Below are 19,179 nucleotides of genomic sequence, written 5' to 3' on the forward strand. Positions count from 1 at the left end.
CCGTCGACCTCGTACGGCGCTGGAAACGGGAATCTCCCGCCTTTAGCTTTAGGCGGGGGAGGATGTCAATCAGTCGAATGCTCTGTTGAGCTAGCAACCCACATGTCGATCATCGCACCGGCCGAGTCGGCATGGCTATCGAGTTTCGGAGTCACTGCCGGACACGGCGGACATGGGTTGCCGTTCCCGGGCGGTGACGGCAATGTCCGCAAGCCCGCCAACCGGGAGGACTGCTACAGCTGGGGGTGGGCGGCCGGATCGATGCGCGGCGGCACGCTGAATCCTGCAGCGGCTCCAGGCACAGGCCGATCACGCCAAAGTCTGGCGCGGCTCCCTGGCACGCGGCGGCGTACGGATCGTACTGGAAGCGTGTGAAGCGGTTGCGGCGCTTCCCCGTGCCGCGCGGTGAACGTGACACGGGGAAGGCCGGGTCTGCGCTATTTCGTCCACGCCTCGATGAGCGCTTGTGCGGCAGCCTTCAGGTCCTGCCTGACCGCCGCCGTGACATGTCCGTCCATCGCGGGGTTCTCAAGATGCCACACGAAGTCCTGCAGGCGTTTGGCCGCCTGCTCCTTCGAGCCGTCGGCCAGGTGGTGATTCGCATTGTCCAGCGTGTTCGAGAGTTGGGGCACCAGCGGACCACCGACCTCGCCTGCTGAGACATAGAAGTCCAGCATCTGGCGAATGGCGGCGGTACCCTTGCCGTCATCAGTTCGGGTCATCTTGATCGAGCGATAGATGGACTCGGCGATGGACGTTCCGAGCGGCCCGAGCAGCCTGACCTCTGCGTGGTCGCCGATGAGGCCGTCGAACTTGTACTGGTACCTTCCCTCAGGCGTGGGCGTCTCGACGTGAGTGGCGCGGAGGGAGCCAATGGCCTCGCCGTCGGGGGCGTGCACGCGAATCTCCGCATCCGGCTCGGCCACATTTGCGAATGCCGTGCCGGACAACCTGCCGTCGACGTACCTCAGGTCAGTGAATCCCGCGATCTCGCTGCGGTCCTTCGTGCGGTCCAACGAGGCTTTCACCGCACCGAGGAACGCACTGACCTGGTCGTAGGGCGGCTCCGGAAGATCACGTGGGTATCCCGACTCATCTCGAACCCACAACAGCTCCACCGGAATGTAGCCGCGGTAGTCGCTGTACCGGACGTCGGTGAACAGCTTGTCCAGGTCCATCGTTGTGTCGGTCTCGGCTCCCGCCGGCCGCTTCTTCACCTGGAAGTTGTTCGAGTACGGAAGGACCTCGGCGATGTCGGCGTACCAGTCGTAGTCCAGGCCGGTCGTGTAGCGGAACGGCCGGTAATAGCCGGTGTCGTTGACGATTCCGACGTTGTCGTGGTCGATCCATTTCAGCAGCTGGATGGTCTGGCCCGCCGTCGCGGTCATGTCCCCATGGTTCTGGAGGCCGATCTGGACTCCCTTGGTGGCACCGTACTCCGCCAGCTGACGCATCGCGGGGACGATGCGCTGTCGAGCGACCGTCTCCCACCCGAGGCTGTTGATGTCGGTCGGCACCGGTCCGGAGAATACCCGAATCACCGGAGCGCCCATCTCGGCCGCGACGTCGATCCAGTACTTCCCGCGCTCGACGTCGAGGGCACGCCTGGCGGCGCTGGGATCGGCGAAGTTGTTCTGGTACCCAGTACCGCTGATCTCGATGCCCAACTGCGCGGCCAGCTGCCGGATCTGGCGGGCGTACGCCTTGATCTCGGCGTCCGGCAGCGTAGGCATCTCGGTGTTGCTGTACCCAGGGATGTAGTAGGCCGTGACATCGACGGCATCGAAGCCTGCCGCGGCTGCCCAACGAATCGCCGCCAACGTGTCGAGCTGCGGGGTGTCTTGCCGGTTACTCAACCAGGCGTTGATGTTGACGTTGAAGCTGTAGAGGTTGAGGCTGACCTTGTAGTCGCCTCTGAAGTACTCCCGGTCGCGGTACCGGACGCTGTCGGATCCGCCGATCCGACCGCAGTAATCGCCGCACATCTCCGGAGTGTTGGGCGCAGCGGGATCGTCCGGACTGCTGCCGTCGTCATCGATCAACCTGATCCTGAACTGCTGGAAGTAGATGTGTGTGCGGTAGACCTCGACTGCCGACTCCACCGGGACGTAGACGGTCAAGCCGGTCACGTAGAGGAACCAGTTCCCCTGCCCGAGAAGCTCAGGTGGTTTCTCTCCGAGCGTCAGCGACGACAACGACACTGCGTTGTAGAGCGCCCTGTTGTCGATTGACTTCAACCGCGGCAGGTACGCGCTCTCCAACGCAACGTTGTTGTTGAACGCAAGCCCGTTCAGTACGGTCACATTCGGCATCTCGACGGTGACGAGCGTGCCGACATCGTAAAACGCCCTCGATCCGATGATGGTCGTGTTGTCCAGCTTCACATGCTTGAGCGAAGTGTTTCCACTGAACGCGCTCGTCGGAACTGTTGAGTCGGTGAAGTCCGCGGATCCGACGACAGCAAGATCGGTGAGCGCCGTGAGACTCTGGTTGATGAAGCGGCTGTCGGTGCTGTTCAATACGCCGCCCTCGACTACCAGGCCGTGGACGTCGGCGTAGTCGGTGCCAGCAGCGTCGATCGCGGCCCGCAGTCCTCCGCCTGCGTCCGAGACGCGCACTGTCAATGTGCCCGGTTCAGCGACCTGCTCCGCTTGAGCGTTGCCCGGAACAGCCAGAGATAGCAAGCCTGCTGCGGCTAAATAGGTCAGGACCCGTCTGAGGTGGTGGTTCATCGCGCCCTACCTCCTTGGTAAGCGCTTTCCGTACCAGCCGGGCCAAGGTATCCCAGGAGTCCATAGCCGTCTAGCCTCGATCGCTCGCGGCAGGCCTCGGACGCTCCACCCCACCGGGTGGTCGTTGGCGATCGATGCGGCCTTGCCGATCGAAGGGCTGTACGTCGTCCGGCGCGAGGTTTCGTTGGGCCCCGCCGTCAACGTTCGGGCAGTCCGACGTGGACCATCTCTTGTGGAAACACCATGGTCAGTCGCGGCAGGGGTGAGCTGGAGAGCCCGGGATGCCTTACCCGCTCGTGTGCCCGGCTGCTGCGCCGCCACCGCGCATCGTCCGCTTCATCGGGGCCGCTGGCGGGTCGCCGGCGGCAACCTGCTGCGATCGGCGAGGACGGCCTGGTCGCGTGGGGCGAGCCGTGCTGTCACGAAGAACCACCCGACCCTTGACGCGCCGTAGTCGTGGGCGGTCTGCTCGTTCGGCCACGACCAACTCGAGAGCCATTGCCCCGACGTCGTCGAGCGGCATCTGGACGGTCGTAAGGCTCGGCGTCACATCCCGCAAGGTAGCGATGTCGTCGAAACCTGCCACGGCGAGATCCTCGGGCACGTGGACGCCGCGGTGACGGCATGCTGCCATCGCGCCCACCGCCATCACATCAGTTACCGCGAAGACGCAGTCGGGAGCCAACCCAAGGTCAAGGGCTCTGATCATGGCCTTGAAGCCCCCGTCGCGGGTGAATTCGCCGCGGAGCACCTGGTCCCTCGACAACTGGATGGAGTGACGTGCGAGTCCCTCCCGAAAGCCCTGGACCCGGTCGGTCGAGGTGCGCAACTTGGATGGGCCCGCGAGCACCAGGAATCTCCGATGACCCAACTCGGCAAGGCGTTCAGCCAGGAGACGGGCGCCGGACCGATTCTCGAGCACGACGGTGTCGAACCCTGACCGCCCCTGGCTGACGAACACAGCTCGACCACCAGCCGACTCGAACTCCACCAGTTCCTGCTCCAGCTGCTCCTGCGCCACCAGGTCGTCCACGCGTGAACCCGCCACGATGAGCGCGCGTGCGCGCTGACCACGCAGGGTTCTCGCATACTCGACCTCCCGCTCTGGCCGCCGCCATGTGTTGAAGATCGTCACGATGAGATTCTGCTTCTCCGCGGCGCGCATCACCCCGGTCGCGATCGAAGAGAAATACGGATCAGCGATGTCATGGACAAGCAGACCAAGCACGTTGGTGCTGCCTCGAGCCATCGCCTGCGCGGGAGCATTGGGCGCGTACGCGAGCTTGCCCGCTGCTGTTAGGGCCCGCAGATAATTAACATGCGGTTTTCCGCTTTCGCGGGCTTCCATCTGCTAGCGGCCCTATGACCTGCGGTTATGCTCGGAACCCCATTGCCCCCGGTCCGGTTCCATCCGGCGGAGTCGCCCCAGGTCACGCAGTTCCCATACCATGTCTGCGACCCTCAGATCTGGAACACGCAGGTTGATGATCTGCGCGCCCTTAGCACTCGCTGCCGCATATCCTCGCGAACTCGACGGGTGCTGCCGTTGAGGGCGCGCGAAGCCGTGGCCAGCGAGACGCCCGCCTCGCGAGCGACATCGGTCAGGGTGGTGATGCCTCTGTTCCTATCCTGCGACACCGCAAGCTCCCGAGCCGACTGGACGCGAACGGTGGTGGAGGCCAGGCCAGCCAGGAGCGCACCTGGCCCAACGACTCGATCCCATGCGCACCCAGTATGCGGCCCCCCTGCCGCGTGCATCTCATTATGTCACGTCCCCGGAAAACGCTTTCAATGCCGCCAGCCGGTCAGGCGCAGCACTTCCGCGCGGCGTGCTCGAAGTGCCTGATCAGGGACAGCACTTCGGCATGGCTTCGCGCCGAGCCGTGCACGATGGCGAGCATGTTCTGGGTGCCCTCGTGCCAGTTCACCCGTTGGCCGACCTCGGCCCGTACGTTGACCCAGTCGACACCGGGCAGATTCTCCAGCCCGTCCAACGCGTCCAGTGAGACGACCTCGCGGCTGCCGAGCGGGGGCGCGATGAACCGCTGGTACGCGACCCCGTCGACGGCCGGCGGGGAGATGGCCACCGGCTCGCCGAGTGCTACCTGGAGAGCGATCCGGATCATGTTGGTCCCGGTCGCCTGCCGAAGCAGCCCGTTCAGGTACCCGGCCAGCCGCCCGTTGACCTCGATGACGCGCGGTCCGTCGGCAGTCAGCTTGATCTCGGTGTGGCACACCCCGTCCCGCACGCCGAGTGCGTTCAGCGCGGCGCGCTCCAGCCGTACGACATCCTCGGCGAGGGAGCTGCCCAGGGTGTGCGGGAGTACGTCGCCGGTCTCGCGGAAGGGTTCCGCGAGCGGATGCTTCCCGGTCAGGCAGACCGTCTGGATCACGCCCGCCTGCACGACCGACTCCACCGAGACGTAGTCGCCCCAGCCGGCTCCGGCGGCATCCGGATCGCCCACGAGGAATTCTTCCAGCACGAACGGCGACCCCATACCGGCCGGGGTGTCACGGAAGGCGGCTCGGCATTCCTCGACGGATCCGACCAACCGGGTGTGCGCGCTCGCGGCACCCTGCCGCGGTTTGAGGACAGCGGGGAACCCGACCTCGACGGCCGCCTTCTCGATGTCGGACTCATCGGCGATCAGCGCGGTACGCGTCGACTGGACGCCCGTGTCCGACAGGCGCTGCCGTTGCAGGAGTTTGTCGGTGAGCAGAGCCGCGGTCCGTGGCCCGTGGCCCCGCCATCCCGCCCGGTGCGCGAGACCGGAGACCAGCCGCTGCTGGAACTCGCTGAAGGTGACAACGCCGGCGGCATCGAAGTCCGAGACCTTCCGCCACACCTCGTCCGCGGCGAGCCCGCTGATGTCCACGACGTCGGCCAACTCGCACATCGCGTCGTACTGATCGGCGACGTGCGGCCGCGAACGATCGGCGAGGAATACGATCCGGCAGAGACCCCGTGCGGCAGCAGCTATCCCGAGCGGAGCCGCGGCGCCCAAGTCGTAGGCCAGCAGGAGAACAGGGGACCCTTGATCCAGCACTTCGCTACCCCCGCTGCGCCTCGGTCAGATGGCGGTCGGCGAGCGCCTGCAGGCGATCCTTGTCCCGGAGAATCACCGCGGTCGTCTCGGCGTCCGGCAGGTCCTCGTCCAGCCTGCGGATCGGCCGGTAGGCGAAGCCGGCGGCGCCGAGCAGGAGGGTGCACAGCCCCGCGAAGACGGTGGTCACCGCGATTCCCCGGCCCGGGCCCACCCCGACAACCGCGCTGAGCGCAGCCGCCACAGAGTCGTTCGCGGCCAGTGGCCCGAAGACGTTGTCGACCAGCGGCGCCGCGGACAGGAATCCGGCCGGGACCATCAACCAGGACAGCATGATCCCGGTCGACATGACCCGGCCCTGCAACTCCAGGCCGACCTTGGTCTGCACGATGGACAGCCAGTGGGTGTTGACGAGCGCGGTCGCCAGGCCCATGCCGAACAGCCCCAACGCTGGGAAGACCGGGCTCGGCCGCAGGCCCACGGTGAGCAGTGCGACGCCGAGGAGCAGCATGCTGGCGAGGATGCCCACCGCCCGCCGTTCCAACCCACCCCACACGCTCATGACGATGCTGCCCAGCAGTAGCCCGACGCCGCTGGCCCCGAGCACCACGCCGAGGACCGACGGATCGCCGAAGGACAGCGTCAGTGGCGTGGCCAACACCTCGACCATGGCGAAAAAGTAGTTGAGCAGCGTGGTGAGCAGGATCATCGCGAGCAGGCTTTGCCGGCGCATGATGAACCGGAAACCGCCCGAGACCTCCCGGCCGAACGACTCCTCACGCCGCTTGAACATCAGGTCGGGGAAGCGCACCGAGAGGGTGATGGTCACCGCGACGGCGAAGGTCAGCAGGTCGATGACGATGATGCCGCGCAGCCCGATCGTGCTGACCAGCGCGCCACCGAGCAGCGGGGCCAACAGGGTGCTGGTGGCCCCACCCAGGGAGGCCATGCCGTTGGCCCGACCGTAGTACCGCTTCGGCACCAGTTGCGTGACGGCGGCCAGATACGCGGGTTGCTGAAAGGCGCTGGAGACCGCGGTGATGGTGATCGCCGTGAAGATGTGCCACAGCTGGATCCGGTCCAGCCACAACAGCAGTCCCAGACTCACTGTGCCACTGGCGGCCAGCGTGTCTGCGAACACCATGATCAGTCGTCGGTTCCACCGGTCGGCCACGGCGCCCGCGATCGGGGAGAGCGCCACCGCGGGCAGCAACGCCAGCACCGCGGCGGTGGCGAACAGCGTGACCGATCCGGTCCGCTGGAACACCCACAGGCCCATCCCGAAGCTGGTCAGTCCGCTGCCGATCAGGGACACGAGCTGGCCGAAGGCGACCCGGTAGAAGACGCTCAGGCTGGTCCGGGCCGGTCGGGTGGTCGGACGCGTACCCGGGGTCGGCGCCGGCGGCGTGGCGGCCCGCGGGTCCGGCGACGGCGTGAGCTCCGGCTGCGTGGCGGCCGCCGTGGGTTCGGCGCCGGCTGCCGCCGGATCACGTACGGCGGTACGGGTGATGATCTCCGCGAGGTCGGCGGCCTGGTGCTTCGCGAAGTAGTGGCCGGCTCCCTCGATCACCTCCAGCGACACCGAATCGCTGAAGAACCCCCACTCGAGGTACCGCTCCTCGAACAACTCGGTGGACCGGTCGCCCTCGCCGATCACACAGACGATCGGCGCTCGCAGTCTGTCCGGCAACCCGTCGGCGTAGACGTCGGTGTAGTAGTCCTCACCGATCGTCCAGTCGGACAGGGCGACCCGCATGACCAGTTCCTTCTCCCGCTTGTCGAGGACGTCGGTGAAGAAACCAAGAGCACGCAGGTTCTCCAGGGCAACCCGCTTGGACGTCCAGCGTTCCGCCGGGAACCATCGACGTCGCCACCGGGACAGCCGGCCGGGCAACCTCGGGGCGGGGAAGTGGGCGCCGATCACGACCTTGACCAGGTCGACACCGGCGGCTTCGAGCCGGCGGGCCAACTCGACGGCTATCGCGCCACCGACGCAGTGCCCGTACACGAGCACCGGTCCGGTGATCCCGTCGACCACCTCCGCGACGCAGCGCGTGACGATCTCGTCCATGGACAGCTGCGGTTCGTCGACCCGGTTCAGGTCGTGTCCCGGCCGCTCCAGCGCGTACAGCGAGACACCCCCGGGCATCGCCTCGGCGAGCGGCCGGAAGGTGGCCGCACCTCCGCCCGCGAACGGCACGCAGACCAAGGTCATCGTGGTCGGCACGCCGGGCCTCGACGCGGTGAGTTCGTGCAGCAGCCGGTCGTCCGGCCCCGCCGAGCTCTCGACGTGCTCGGTCAGCGAACGGATGGTGGTGTGGCGGAACAGATCCAGCACGCTGATCGGCGTTTCCAGCCCACGTAGCGCTTTGATCGCTTTGAACGAGTCGCCGCCGAGGTCGAAGAAGTCGTCGTCGATGCCGACGGTCTCGTAGCCCAGCACCTCCGCCCAGCGTGCGACCAGCGCGTGCTGCAACGGGGTCTGCGGCGGAGCCCCGCCGGCGCCTTCACCGCCGTGCCGCCAGGCCGGCAGCGCGTTCCGGTCGACCTTGCGGTTCGTCGTCAGCGGCAGGGCGTCCAACACGACGAACGCCACCGGCACCATGTAGTCGGGCAGGTACGTACGCAGGTAGGTCCGCCACGGCGCGGAGCCGGTGATCTCGTCCCCACCGGTTCCGTCGGCGGTGTCCGGGCGCAGCGACAGGTACGCCACGATGACCGGCTCACCCGCGTCCTCGCGGACGACGACCGCGCTCTCCCGCACCGCCGGGTGGCGCTGCAACAGCGACTCGATCTCGCCCAGTTCGATCCGGTACCCGTGTACCTTCACCTGCGAGTCGTTGCGGCCGAGAAACTCGATCCTGCCGTCGCGCCGGTACCGGCCCAGGTCCCCGGTGCGGTAAAGCCGCCCGTCGCCGAACGGGTCGGCCACGAAGCGCTCGGCGGTGAGCTCGGGCTGCCCGAGGTAGTCGCGGGCCAGCCCGGTCCCGCCCAGATAGAGTTCGCCCACCACGCCGACCGGTACCGGACGCATCGCGGCGTCGAGCAGATACACCCGACTGTTGGCGAGCGGGCGACCGATGGTCACCTCCGTGGGGCCCTGTTCGATCCGTTCGGCCGTGGCCCAGACCGTGGCTTCCGTGGGCCCGTACAGGTTCCACAGCTCGTGCACCCGTTCGGCCAGGTCCCTGGCCAGCGGCGCGGGCAGGGCCTCGCCGCCGCAGATCGCCCGCAACTCTGGCCGGCCCGCCCAGCCGGAGGCGATCAGCAGTCGCCACGTCGCCGGGGTCGCCTGCATGAGGGTGACGCCCTCGGCATCGAGCAGGTCGGTCAGCCGGGTCGCGTCGTACGCCACGTCCCGCGATGCCATCACGATGCGGGCGCCCACGACCAGCGGCAGGAACAGGTCCGGCACGGACATGTCGAACGCGTAGCTGGTCATGGCGAGCATGCTGTCGTCGGCGCCGATGCCCGGCTTCTCCCGCATCGCCATGAGCACGTTGACCAGACCGGCCTGCCGGATGCGTACCCCCTTGGGGCGGCCGGTGGAACCGGAGGTGTAGATCACGTACGCCAGGTGGTCGGTTGTCGTCAGCGGCTCGGGATTGGTCTCCGCCGGACCGCAACCCGAGGGTTTCGATCCTGGCCCGGTTCCGTCACAGAACAACAGCTCGCCGGCGAACTCCGGGAACTGCCCGGCCAGGCTCTCCTCGGTGACCAGTACCGCCGCGCGGCTGTCGTCCAGCACGTACCGCCGCCGCTCCACCGGATACGACGGGTCCACCGGCACGTAGGCGCCGCCGGCCTTGAGAATTCCCAGCAACGCTACGATCAACCGTTCGGAGCGCTCCAGCGAGACGGCCACCGGGACGTCCGGCCCGACTCCGGCTCCGCGCAGCCGGTGGGCCAGCACGTTGGCCCTGGCGTTGAGCTCGGCGTAGCTGAGCGTGGTGTTCTCGAACGTGACCGCGGGACGGTCCGGTGCCGTGTCGACCTGCCGTTCGAACAGTTGGGCCAGGGTGCGGTCCGGCATCGGCCGGGCGGTGTCGTTCCACTCGACGACCTGCCGGTGCAGGTCCGCGGGGGTCAGCAGGTCGACCTCGGCCAGCCGGACGGACGGATCGGCGACGACCGCGGTGAGCAGCGTCTCCAGGTGCTCCATCAGCTGTTCGGCGGTCGCCGGCTCGAACAGCGCGCAGTTGTACTCCAGCCGCAGGCGCAGCCCCTCGTCGACCTCGTACGCGTACAGCGCGAGGTCCTGCTGGGCGACCTCCGGCTCCACGTCGATCTCCGTCACCCGCAGGCCGCTCATCCGCAGATCCCCCTGGTCGGGGATGTTCAGCAGGTTGAACATGACCTGGAACAGCGGGTTGCGGCTCAGGTCCCGGGGCACCTTGAGCGCGTCGACCACCCGCTCGAACGGCACCTCCTGGTGGTCGTACGCCTCCAGCGCGGTCCGGCGTACCTGGGTCAGCAGGTCGGCGAAGCTCGCGCCGCCGTCCAGTTCGGTACGCAGCACCAGCATGTTGACGAAGAAGCCGACCATCGGCTCCAGTTCCGTCCGGACCCGTCCGGCCACCGGCGTGCCGACGCAGATGTCGCGCTGCCCGCTGTAGCGGAACAGCAACGTCTGGAACGCCGCCAGCAGCGTCATGTACAACGTCGCCCCGGCCTGCTGGGCTAGCTGGCGCAGTCCCTCGGTCAGCGGTTGTCCCAACACCCGGGCGCTGACCGCACCCGTGAACGTCTGCACCGGCGGACGCGGGTGGTCGGTGGGCAGGTCCAGCGTGGTGGCCGCGCCGTCGAGCTGGCGCAGCCAGTAGCGCATCGAGTCCGCGGTGGTCGCGGCGGCCAGCCGCGCACGCTGCCACCGGGCGAAGTCGTGGTACTGGATGGCCAGCTCGGGCAGCGGCGACGGCTGACCCGTCAGGAAGGCGTTGTAGAGCGCGACCACCTCGGTTTTGATCACGCCCAGGGACCAACCGTCGGTGACGGTGTGATGCATGGCCATCGACAGGACGTGCCGGTCCGGGGCGAGCCGGAACAGCACCGGGCGGAACAACGGACCGCTGGCCAGGTCGAACGGGCGGTGGATCTCGGCGAGCAGAGCGGCGTGCACCGGGTCCCGCCCGACCGCCGTCCCGGCCGGTGCGACCGGCCGGTCCGCGGGCACCTCCACCACCGGCAGGTCGATCGCACCGACCGGCAGTACCACCTGGACCGGGTCGCCGTCCGTGCCGGTCGGGAAGATGGTACGCAGCGCCTCGTGCCGGCGGACGAGTTCGGACAGCGCGGCCCGCAGTACCTCCACGTCGAGGTCGCCGTCGAGCCGCAGCGCGCTCCCCGTCGTGTAGACGACCTCGTCGTAGACCCGGTCCAGGAACCACAGCCGGTGCTGCCCGGGGGAGAGCGGCGCGGGTCCGGCGTCCGGCTCGGCGCGCGGGATCGGCGCCACCACCGGCGCGGAGGTGCCCGGCAGCGTGGCGGCGCCCACCATCTGGCGCAGGAACATGGACAGCGATCGGACGGTGGGATGACGGAACAGGTCGGTCAGGCTGACCACGTCGCCGAGCCGCTCGCACAGGCGGGCGTGGACCGCGAGTAGCCGCAGCGAGTGGCCGCCGAGGTCGAAGAAGTTGTCGTCCACGTCCACGTGCGGCAGGTCGAGCACCTCGCGCCACACCTCGACGATCACTTGCTCGAAGTCGGCTCCGGTGGCCGGAGGTGGCGCTTCTGTCGGGTGTTGCGCCGGCGTGGCCGCGGGCGCGGCGGGCCGGGCCGGGGCGGCCGACTCGGCGGGCAGGGCCGCCACGTCGAGTTTGCCGTTGCCGGTCACCGGCAACGCGTCGAGGAAGACGATCGCGGACGGGATCATGTACGGCGGCAACTCCGACCGCAGCGCCTCGCGCAACGCGTCGGCGTGCCGCTGCTCGGGTGCGACCCCGGCGACGTATCCCACCAGTCGCCGGTCCTGTGGGGTGTCCCCACGCGGCACCACGGCCACCTCGGCCGCGGGCAACTGTCGGCCGATGGCCGCCTCAACCTCGCCGCACTCCACCCGGTAGCCGCGCACCTTCACCTGGGAGTCGGTGCGTCCCAGGTACACCAGGTTGCCGTCTGGCCGGTAGCGCACCAGATCGCCGGTGCGGTAGAGGCGAACGCCGCCCTCGACGGTGCGCAACGGGTGCCGAACGAAGCGTTCGGCCGTCAGGTCGGGCCGGTTGAGGTATCCCCGGGCCAGGCCCGCGCCCCCGATGTACAGCTCGCCGACCACGCCGATCGGGACCTGGTTGCCCCACTCGTCGAGCACGTACAACTCGGTGTTGGCGATGGGCCGGCCGATCGGAACGGACCCGTCGTCCGGCGTGGCCGGATCGACCTCGTACACGACACAGCCGACCACCGCTTCCGTCGGGCCGTACTCGTTGATCAGCCGGGTGTCCGGAGCGTGCTCCCGCCACAACGCGACCTGGTCGGCGCGCAGGTTCTCGCCGCCGATGACGAAACATCGGGTACGGCCCGGCGCCTCGGCCGGCCCCACCTGCCGGTTGACGAGCTCCAGTTGGGCGGGGGTGATCTTCACCAGTCCGAAGGGGACCGACCGGCCACACAGCGCCTCGCCGAGCCCTTGCGGGCCGAGTTGCTCGCCGAGCATCCGCACCGTGGCGCCCGCGGCCAGCGGCACCAGCAGGCTGGTCACCGTCAGGTCGAAGGCGATCGAGGAGTGCAGCGGCACGACGTCGCCGGGGCCGACCTGGTACGTCTGGGCGGCCCAGGTCACGTAGTTGGTCACGCCGCGGTGGGGGACCATCACCCCCTTGGGCTGCCCAGTCGACCCAGAGGTGTAGATGACGTACGCCAGGTCGTCCGGTCCGGGTGCGGGCGCGTCCCGGACCACCCGGGCGTCGCCCGCACCGGGCGCGGCGTCCAGCGTGACGTCGATCAGAGCCGCGGCTGTCTCGGGCAGCAGCCGCCGCAGGGTGGCGGAGGTGAGCACCACCGGCGCGGCGGTGTCGTCCAGGACGTACCGCAGCCGCGCCGCGGGATTCGACGGGTCCAGCGGTACGTACGCCCCGCCGGCCTTGAGCACGGCCAGCACCGCCACGGCCAGTTCGGTCCGGCGTTCCACCAGGATCGCCACCAGGCCGCCCACGCCCACGCCGTGGGCGTGCAACACCCCGGCCAGCGCCTCGGCGTGCGTGTCCAGTTCCGCGTAGCTGAGGGTGTGCGCCTCGTCCAGGACCGCCGGGGCGTGCGGGTTCATCGCGGCCCGGGTCGCGATGAGGGTGTGCACCGGTTCCACCGGCGCGTGCTCCACCGGCGCGTGCTCCGCCGGCGCATGCTTCACGGGCGTTGGGCCGGCCGAGTCCGGGGCGGTGGCGGCTGGGGCGGTGGCGGGGCCTCGGCTCCAGGTCCGCAGCTGATCCAGCTCGCCGGCGGTGAGTAGTGGTGCGGCGCCGACCGGGACCGCCGGATCGGCCAGCAGCGCGCCGAGCAGCATGTGGAAGTTCCCGGCGATCCGCTCGACGGTGCTGTCGTCGAAGAGGTCCGTCCGGTATTCGATGTCCACGCTGAGTTCGCCGGCGGTGTTGCGGACGCCCAGGGTCAGGTCGAACTTCGCCGTACGCAGCGGCACGTCGATCAGCGCGGCGCTGACGTCGGTGAGGCGCGGCGGCGCCGGCTGGTCGCCGTACAGGAACATGACCTGAACCAGGGGGCTGTGGCCTGGCTCCCGGACCGGCCGCAGGGTCTCGATGAGCTTCTCGAACGGCAGGTCCTGATGCTGGTTGGCGTCCAGGACGGCCGACCGGACCCGGCCGAGCAGCTCGGCGAAGGAGGGGTTGTCCGCCAGGTCGCAGCGGATCGCGACGGTGTTGACGAACAGGCCGATCATCGCGTCGGTCTCCGCCCGCTGGCGGTTGGCCACGGGCGCGCCGACCACGATGTCGCGCTGCCCGGTGTAGCGGGCCAGGAGCACCTGAAAGGCGGCCAGGGTCACCATGTACGGCGTGACCCGCAACCGCTGGCACAGCTCCCGCAACGCGTCCTCGGGGACGTCGAGCGGGAAGGTACGGACAGCTCCGGCGACCGAGGGCTCGGCCGGGCGGGTCCTGTCGACAGGCAGGTCCAGGACGGCGGGCGCGCCGGCCAGCCGGTCCCGCCAGTACTCGAGCTGGGTCGCCGCCTCCGGGCCGCGCAGCCACTCGTGCTGCCAAGCGGCGTAGTCGCCGTACGTGATCGGCGGCTCGGCCAGGACCGGCGTCCGCCCGACCAGCCGTGCCGCGTACAGTTCGCCCAACTCTTCGTTGAAGATCCGTAGCGACCATTCGTCGATCGCGGCGTGGTGGAACGTCAGCAGCAGTACGTGATCGTCCGGTGCGCAGCGCAGCAGGCTGGCGCGCAGCACCGGGTCGCGGGCCAGATCGACGGGTGTTTCCGCCTGCGCGGTGAGGCGGTCCCGCACCTGCGCCTCCCGCCGCGCCTGCGGCACCCCGGTGAGGTCCACGATGTTCAGCAGTCCCGGTTCGGCGTCGCGTACGACCTGCACCGGCTCATCACCCTCGGCGCGCAACGAGGTACGCAGCGGCGCGTGCCGCTCCACCACCGTGTCCAGGGCCCACGCCAGCGCGGACTCGTCGAGGCGCCCCCGCAACCGGTACGCGACCGGCACCAGGTACGTCGGCTCGCCAGGGGCCAGCCGGTTCAGGTACCACATCTGCCGCTGGGCATACGAGGTCCTCGCCGTGCCGGTCGGATCACCCGAGGTGATCCGGTCCGACGGCGGCCCGGCCTGGCCGGCGCGGAGCGCCGCGAGCAGCGCCGCCTTTCGGGGAGTGAGCAGGTCGCTCACCGTATCTTCTCCCGCGCTGCCTGGACGTCGTCGTCGGAGTAGCCCAGCACGGTCAGGTACTGCTCGGCGGCCTTGTCCACCGCCGGTCCGTAGTCGGCTCGCAGGCTGGTGACGAACTCGGCCAGGGTCGGATGCTGGAACACCGCGTTCATCCGCACCGGCACGTCCAGCGCGGTACGCAGGCTGGCGGCCATCCGCATCGCGGCCAGCGAATCCCCGCCCAGGGCGAAGAAGTCGTCACCGTCGGCTACCTGTTCCCGGTTCAGCGCGACGCTCCATGCCGCCGCCACGACTTCGTGCACTGCGATCTCGGGCATGCCCGGCGCTTGTTCTGCTGTCACGGCTCATCTCGCATCTCTGGGTTCAGTTGCCGTTCATACGGCCCGCAGCACCAGGCCCGCCACACCAGCAGGACTGCCGGACCGGACGGTGGCCGCCTCGTCCGCCTCCGGCTGCCCGCCGTCTCCGACGATCTCCGTCGTCCGACACGGGATCTGCGGCGTGGCGGGTCGGGCTGCCTGGAGCAGAAACCACAACCAGGCCCGGTAGCGACCGACGATTTCGTCCACGGCCTCCGCCGCTTCCGCGGGGCCGTAGCCGGCCACGTTGGCGAAGTCGCGGGCCTGATCGGCCAGCCGCGTCGTCAACCGGCCGATCGCCGCCGTCGCGTCGTCGAGCAGCGGGAACGCCGGATCGGTGCGGCTGTCGCCGGTCAGCTTTCGGCACAGCAGGTCGAACTCGTCCCGAACGGTCTGCTCGGTCGGATGCCGTGGGGCGACCAGAACGAGTGAACGCGGCGTAAGACGGGCCGTGGCCAGGGACCCGGTGACGTGGTGGGCGAAGCGGGCCGCGCTGCAGTATCCGACCACCGACACCGCCGGGTCCGCTCCCGGGCGCAGCCGCTGGAACTCCGCCACGCACAGGCGGGCGAGCGCCGCATAGTCATGCAACTCGGCCTGCAGGTCAAGAGTGGTCACCGGGTCGAGTCGCCAGATCTCGTAGTCCTCGCCCTGCCCGGCCAGGGCGGCCGCGAGCCCGGGACCCGAGGAGTCACCGGGGAACTCCACCGACAGCAGACACCGCCCCGGCCCCTGAGCGACCTGCCGCAACGCGACACGGCTCACCGTGTCGCTCCCGGTCGACCGACGGCCAGACCGGCGTCGGGCGGACCCATCGTCTGCTCCGCGTGCAAAGCCTCGATCTCGGCGAGATAGTCGGCGAAACGTCGGTGCTCGTACAGCAGCGACGACTTGAGCTCGATGCCGAGCTCGCGCCGCACGTAGGCGGTGAGCCGTACCGCGAGGAGGGAATCCCCGCCGGTGAGAAAGAAGTCGTCGTCCGGGCCCGGCATCGCACCGAGCACGGTCCGCCAGGCCTGCGTCACCGAACGGCGGGCCGCCGAGCCGCCGCCCGGCTCGGCGGATGCCGGCGCGGCGCCCTCCGAGGCGATGGCAGACATGGCCCGCAGCGCCGCCCGGTCCAGCTTTCCGTTGACTGTCAGCGGCAGCGCCGTGAGCACCTCGACACGGCCCGGAACCATCGAGGCCGGCAGTCGGTGCCGGAGGTGCGCACCCACCTGCTCGGCGTCTACGGGACCGGCGACCCAGGCGGTCAGCAGTGCCTCGCCCGCCCGGTGGGTCACGTCGGCAGCAGCCTGGGTCACCCGTGGTACGTCGAGCAGTGCGAGTTCGACCTCCCGCAGCTCGATACGGTTGCCGCGGATCTTGACCTGTCCGTCGACCCGGCGGACGAAGCTCAACTCGCCGTCCGCCGTCCAACGACAGATGTCACCGGACCGGTAGCGGCGGGTCACCGGGTCCGGCGCGGCGACGAAGGCGGCTGCCGTCTCCCGCGGCGCGTCGCGGTACCCCCGGGCGAGCCCGCCACCGGCGATGAGCAGTTCGCCCTCGTCGCCTGGTCGGGCGACGGGAAGGTCGAGGGTGAGCCGGGCGCCCGCGACCGGCCGGCCGATCGGCGGCGGTGCCGAGCGGTCCCGGCCGGACCGCAGGTCCCCGGTCGCGGTGACCAGGATGGTCGCCTCAGTCGGGCCGTACAGGTTGTGCACGGCCGCGCCGAAGTCGGTGGGCGGCCAGATGCGTAGGCGGTCACCGCCGGTGGCGAGGGTGCGCAGCCGGCCGGTGTCCACGTTGCTTCGCAAAAGCTGTTCCGCGAGTGGGGTGGCGAGGAAGCCGTGGTCGACCTCGCGGAGCGTGGCCGCGATCAGATCAGGGTCGCGGACCACCTTCTCGTCTGCGAGCAGCACGGTCCCGCCGGCCATCAAAGGGGCCCACAGATCCAGCAGACACGCGTCGAAGGCCAGCCCCGCGAAGGCCGCGGTGCGTACTCCTGGGCCGAGCCCGAAGAACCGCGCGTACCAGCTCAGCGTGCCGGCCAGGCTACGGTGTTCGATCTCGACCTGTTTCGGTTTCCCGGTGGAGCCTGAGGTGGAGATGACGTAGGCGAGCCGGTCCGTTGCGGCGAGGCTGATGAGATGGCCGTTGCCGGCGACCACGGGGGTCACGTCCGGCGGAAGCGCGTCGACGAGCTCGCTGTGGACGGTGGCGACCCGGCAGTCGGCCCAGGTGAGGATGTCGCGAATCCGGGCCGCCGGCAGTCCCGAGTCCAGCGGCAGGAATGCGCCGCCGCAGAACCAGGCGGCCAGCTGGGCGACCACGGCCTCCGCGGTACGCGGCCACAGGACCGCGACGACCGGTTCGGTCGAGTCGTCGACGTCATTCAGCGCCGACCGCAGGGAAGCGGCGAGAGTGCTGGCACGCTCGACCAGATCACGATAGGTGATGCTCCCACTGTGGTCGATCACCGCGACTCGGTCGGGCGCACTGTCCGCATGGCGCAGCACCTCGACGGGAACGGTGAGGGCTCCAGCAGTCGACAAAGCGACCACGGCAGTGTCCTTCGGATGCTCAAGGCGATTACTGCCAGTCGTCTGACTCACTGTCTGGCTCTGCACGACATCGACCCTTCGGAATGCGGCCATCCGACCAGCTCCGCCGCAAGCATCGCACGGCGAGATCGACATCCACAACGGACGAACGGCCGTACCCTTTAATCGCCGATGCTTGAGGCAGATGTCCGAAATGATGTGGAGGGGCGGCGTCTCCAACGCGCAGGGAGATGCAGCCTGGACGCCGCCAGCCAATACGGAAAAGGCGCGAACGCGCTTGCCCAGCTAGGACGGCCCTTCGGGGGCGACAAAGACGGGGATAACCCGGTGGCCACGTCCCGAGGGGAACCTCAGTCGGTTTCGGCATTCTGGGCTCGGCTCTGGGTGGTCGCGGCCACGGACTGATGCTTCTTGGCGGGAACGGCGTTCCTGAGCAGCCAGCCGACCGGGGGACTGACCAGCGGACGCGATGCCCGTACCACCGGCTGGCTGGCGGTGATCCAGACCAGCGCAACGACCGCAGCGGTGAGCGCTAGCAAGGCCGGGATGTTGTCGACCCGTTTCGGCAGGGGCGACCAGGTGAAGGCCAGGACGACGAACCCGTGCAGCAGGTAGGGGTACATGGAGTTGGTTCCCCAACCCGTGAGAAGCGTTTGGCGGTGCGGAGCGAGCATCATGATCGCCCATGTCATCGCGAACCCGACGATCATCAGTCCAAGCCGAATCAGGACGCCGTGCGTCGCCTCCACCCCGGCCTGCTGGTACGTGCTGTTCCAGTACACCCAGAGGCTCGACAGGCGCGAGGCGACGAGATAGGCGATTGGCGCGGCAGTGATGAGCACCGCGATCGCGGCGAGCCGAACACGGGTAGATGGGCGGTACGCGAGCCTGCCGCGACCGAGCCAGACGCCGACAACGAAGAAGGGCAGCATTCCCGCCACCCGGTCCAGCGACAGGGCGTGGCCGAGCACCGTGGCGGCTCCGGCGGAGAGGGAGACCCCGATCGCGATGACGACCCCTCCGCGAAGTTGGGCGAAGAACGGAGCGAGCATCCGCCAGATGAACAGAGCGGGCAGAAACCACAGATGGAAGATCGGGGAGAGGAACTCGTCGACCGCCCAGGGCATTGGCTTGTCCATCAATGTGTAGAAGCTCATGTAAAGCAGCTGAAAGACCAGATACGGCGCGAGCAGGTCTCGGACCAGCGACGCCGCACGACTACCGGTGAGTTCGGTTGCCGAGAGCATCCCTGAAAGCATGACAAAGGCGGGCATGTGACACAGGTAGATGAACGTGTAGACCGTCCAGCCACCTGGCGAGGAGCCGACCGTCGGACGCACCATGTGGCCGAGCACGACCAAGACGATCAATAGCCCTTTGACGTTGTCAATGTACGGGTCGCGTCCGGTGGGCGCGACCGCTACGCCAGGACTCTCAGGCCTCACCGTGGTTGCCATCCAGATTCCGATGCTGGTTGTCCGATACCGGATCTAGCAGGGGTGACCAGGGTCGCCAACGGCCGCCCGCGAAGCGCTCGCGGTATGGCTTCGCCACGCTTAAGCGAGAATTGAACATCGACCACCGTCGCTGGACTGCCGAGGCCGACGCCCGTCGCGAGGCGTTCCGAATGATCGCCTTCTACAACCA

Annotated in this window: 9 protein-coding genes; all 9 read right to left on the reverse strand. The window is 68.8% G+C overall.

Annotation, left to right across the window (positions count from 1 at the left end; genetic code table 11):
- Positions 1-437: 437 nt before the first annotated feature.
- Positions 438-2,732 carry a TIM barrel protein gene (locus ACNAW0_RS24445; RefSeq protein ID WP_416290327.1) on the reverse strand — a complete coding sequence of 765 codons (2,295 nt, stop codon included), beginning with the start codon at positions 2,730-2,732 and terminating at the stop codon, positions 438-440.
- Positions 2,733-3,018: 286 nt separating this feature from the next.
- Positions 3,019-4,080, reverse strand: a complete 1,062-nt coding sequence (locus tag ACNAW0_RS24450) for a LacI family DNA-binding transcriptional regulator (protein ID WP_416290328.1) — start codon at positions 4,078-4,080, stop codon at positions 3,019-3,021.
- 113 nt (positions 4,081-4,193) lie between these two features.
- Positions 4,194-4,490, reverse strand: a complete 297-nt coding sequence (locus tag ACNAW0_RS24455) for a LacI family DNA-binding transcriptional regulator (RefSeq protein WP_416290329.1) — start codon at positions 4,488-4,490, stop codon at positions 4,194-4,196.
- Between the two features lie 47 nt (positions 4,491-4,537).
- Positions 4,538-5,620, reverse strand: a complete 1,083-nt coding sequence (locus ACNAW0_RS24460; RefSeq protein ID WP_416290330.1) for an ATP-grasp domain-containing protein — start codon at positions 5,618-5,620, stop codon at positions 4,538-4,540.
- 163 nt (positions 5,621-5,783) lie between these two features.
- Complete coding sequence (locus tag ACNAW0_RS24465; protein ID WP_416290331.1) at positions 5,784-14,627, reverse strand: amino acid adenylation domain-containing protein; 8,844 nt, start codon at positions 14,625-14,627, stop codon at positions 5,784-5,786.
- A complete protein-coding gene (locus tag ACNAW0_RS24470; RefSeq protein WP_416290332.1) occupies positions 14,624-14,944 on the reverse strand; it encodes a phosphopantetheine-binding protein in 321 nt (106 codons plus the stop codon). Before ACNAW0_RS24470 ends, ACNAW0_RS24465 begins: the two co-directional genes overlap by 4 nt.
- Before the next feature lie 57 nt (positions 14,945-15,001).
- Positions 15,002-15,751 (reverse strand): hypothetical protein, encoded by a 750-nt coding sequence (locus tag ACNAW0_RS24475; RefSeq protein ID WP_416290333.1) that lies wholly within the window; start codon positions 15,749-15,751, stop codon positions 15,002-15,004.
- Entirely contained in the window at positions 15,748-17,532 is a 1,785-nt protein-coding gene (locus ACNAW0_RS24480; RefSeq protein ID WP_416290334.1) for a non-ribosomal peptide synthetase, read from the reverse strand. Before ACNAW0_RS24480 ends, ACNAW0_RS24475 begins: the two co-directional genes overlap by 4 nt.
- Positions 17,533-17,882: 350 nt before the next feature.
- On the reverse strand, positions 17,883-18,989 hold the full coding sequence (locus ACNAW0_RS24485) for an acyltransferase family protein (RefSeq protein ID WP_416290335.1): 1,107 nt from the start codon (positions 18,987-18,989) through the stop codon (positions 17,883-17,885).
- Positions 18,990-19,179 lie beyond the last annotated feature (190 nt).

Source organism: Micromonospora sp. SL1-18 (genome assembly GCF_047921505.1).
GTDB lineage: Bacteria > Actinomycetota > Actinomycetes > Mycobacteriales > Micromonosporaceae > Micromonospora.

Bases quoted from the DNA above. Each gene is read 5' to 3' on its own strand.
- ACNAW0_RS24445 (WP_416290327.1), bottom strand. From the start codon at position 2,732: ATGAACCACCACCTCAGACGGGTCCTGACCTATTTAGCCGCAGCAGGC.
- ACNAW0_RS24450 (WP_416290328.1), bottom strand. From the start codon at position 4,080: ATGGAAGCCCGCGAAAGCGGAAAACCGCATGTTAATTATCTGCGGGCC.
- ACNAW0_RS24455 (WP_416290329.1), bottom strand. From the start codon at position 4,490: ATGCACGCGGCAGGGGGGCCGCATACTGGGTGCGCATGGGATCGAGTC.
- ACNAW0_RS24470 (WP_416290332.1), bottom strand. From the start codon at position 14,944: ATGCCCGAGATCGCAGTGCACGAAGTCGTGGCGGCGGCATGGAGCGTC.
- ACNAW0_RS24485 (WP_416290335.1), bottom strand. From the start codon at position 18,989: ATGGCAACCACGGTGAGGCCTGAGAGTCCTGGCGTAGCGGTCGCGCCC.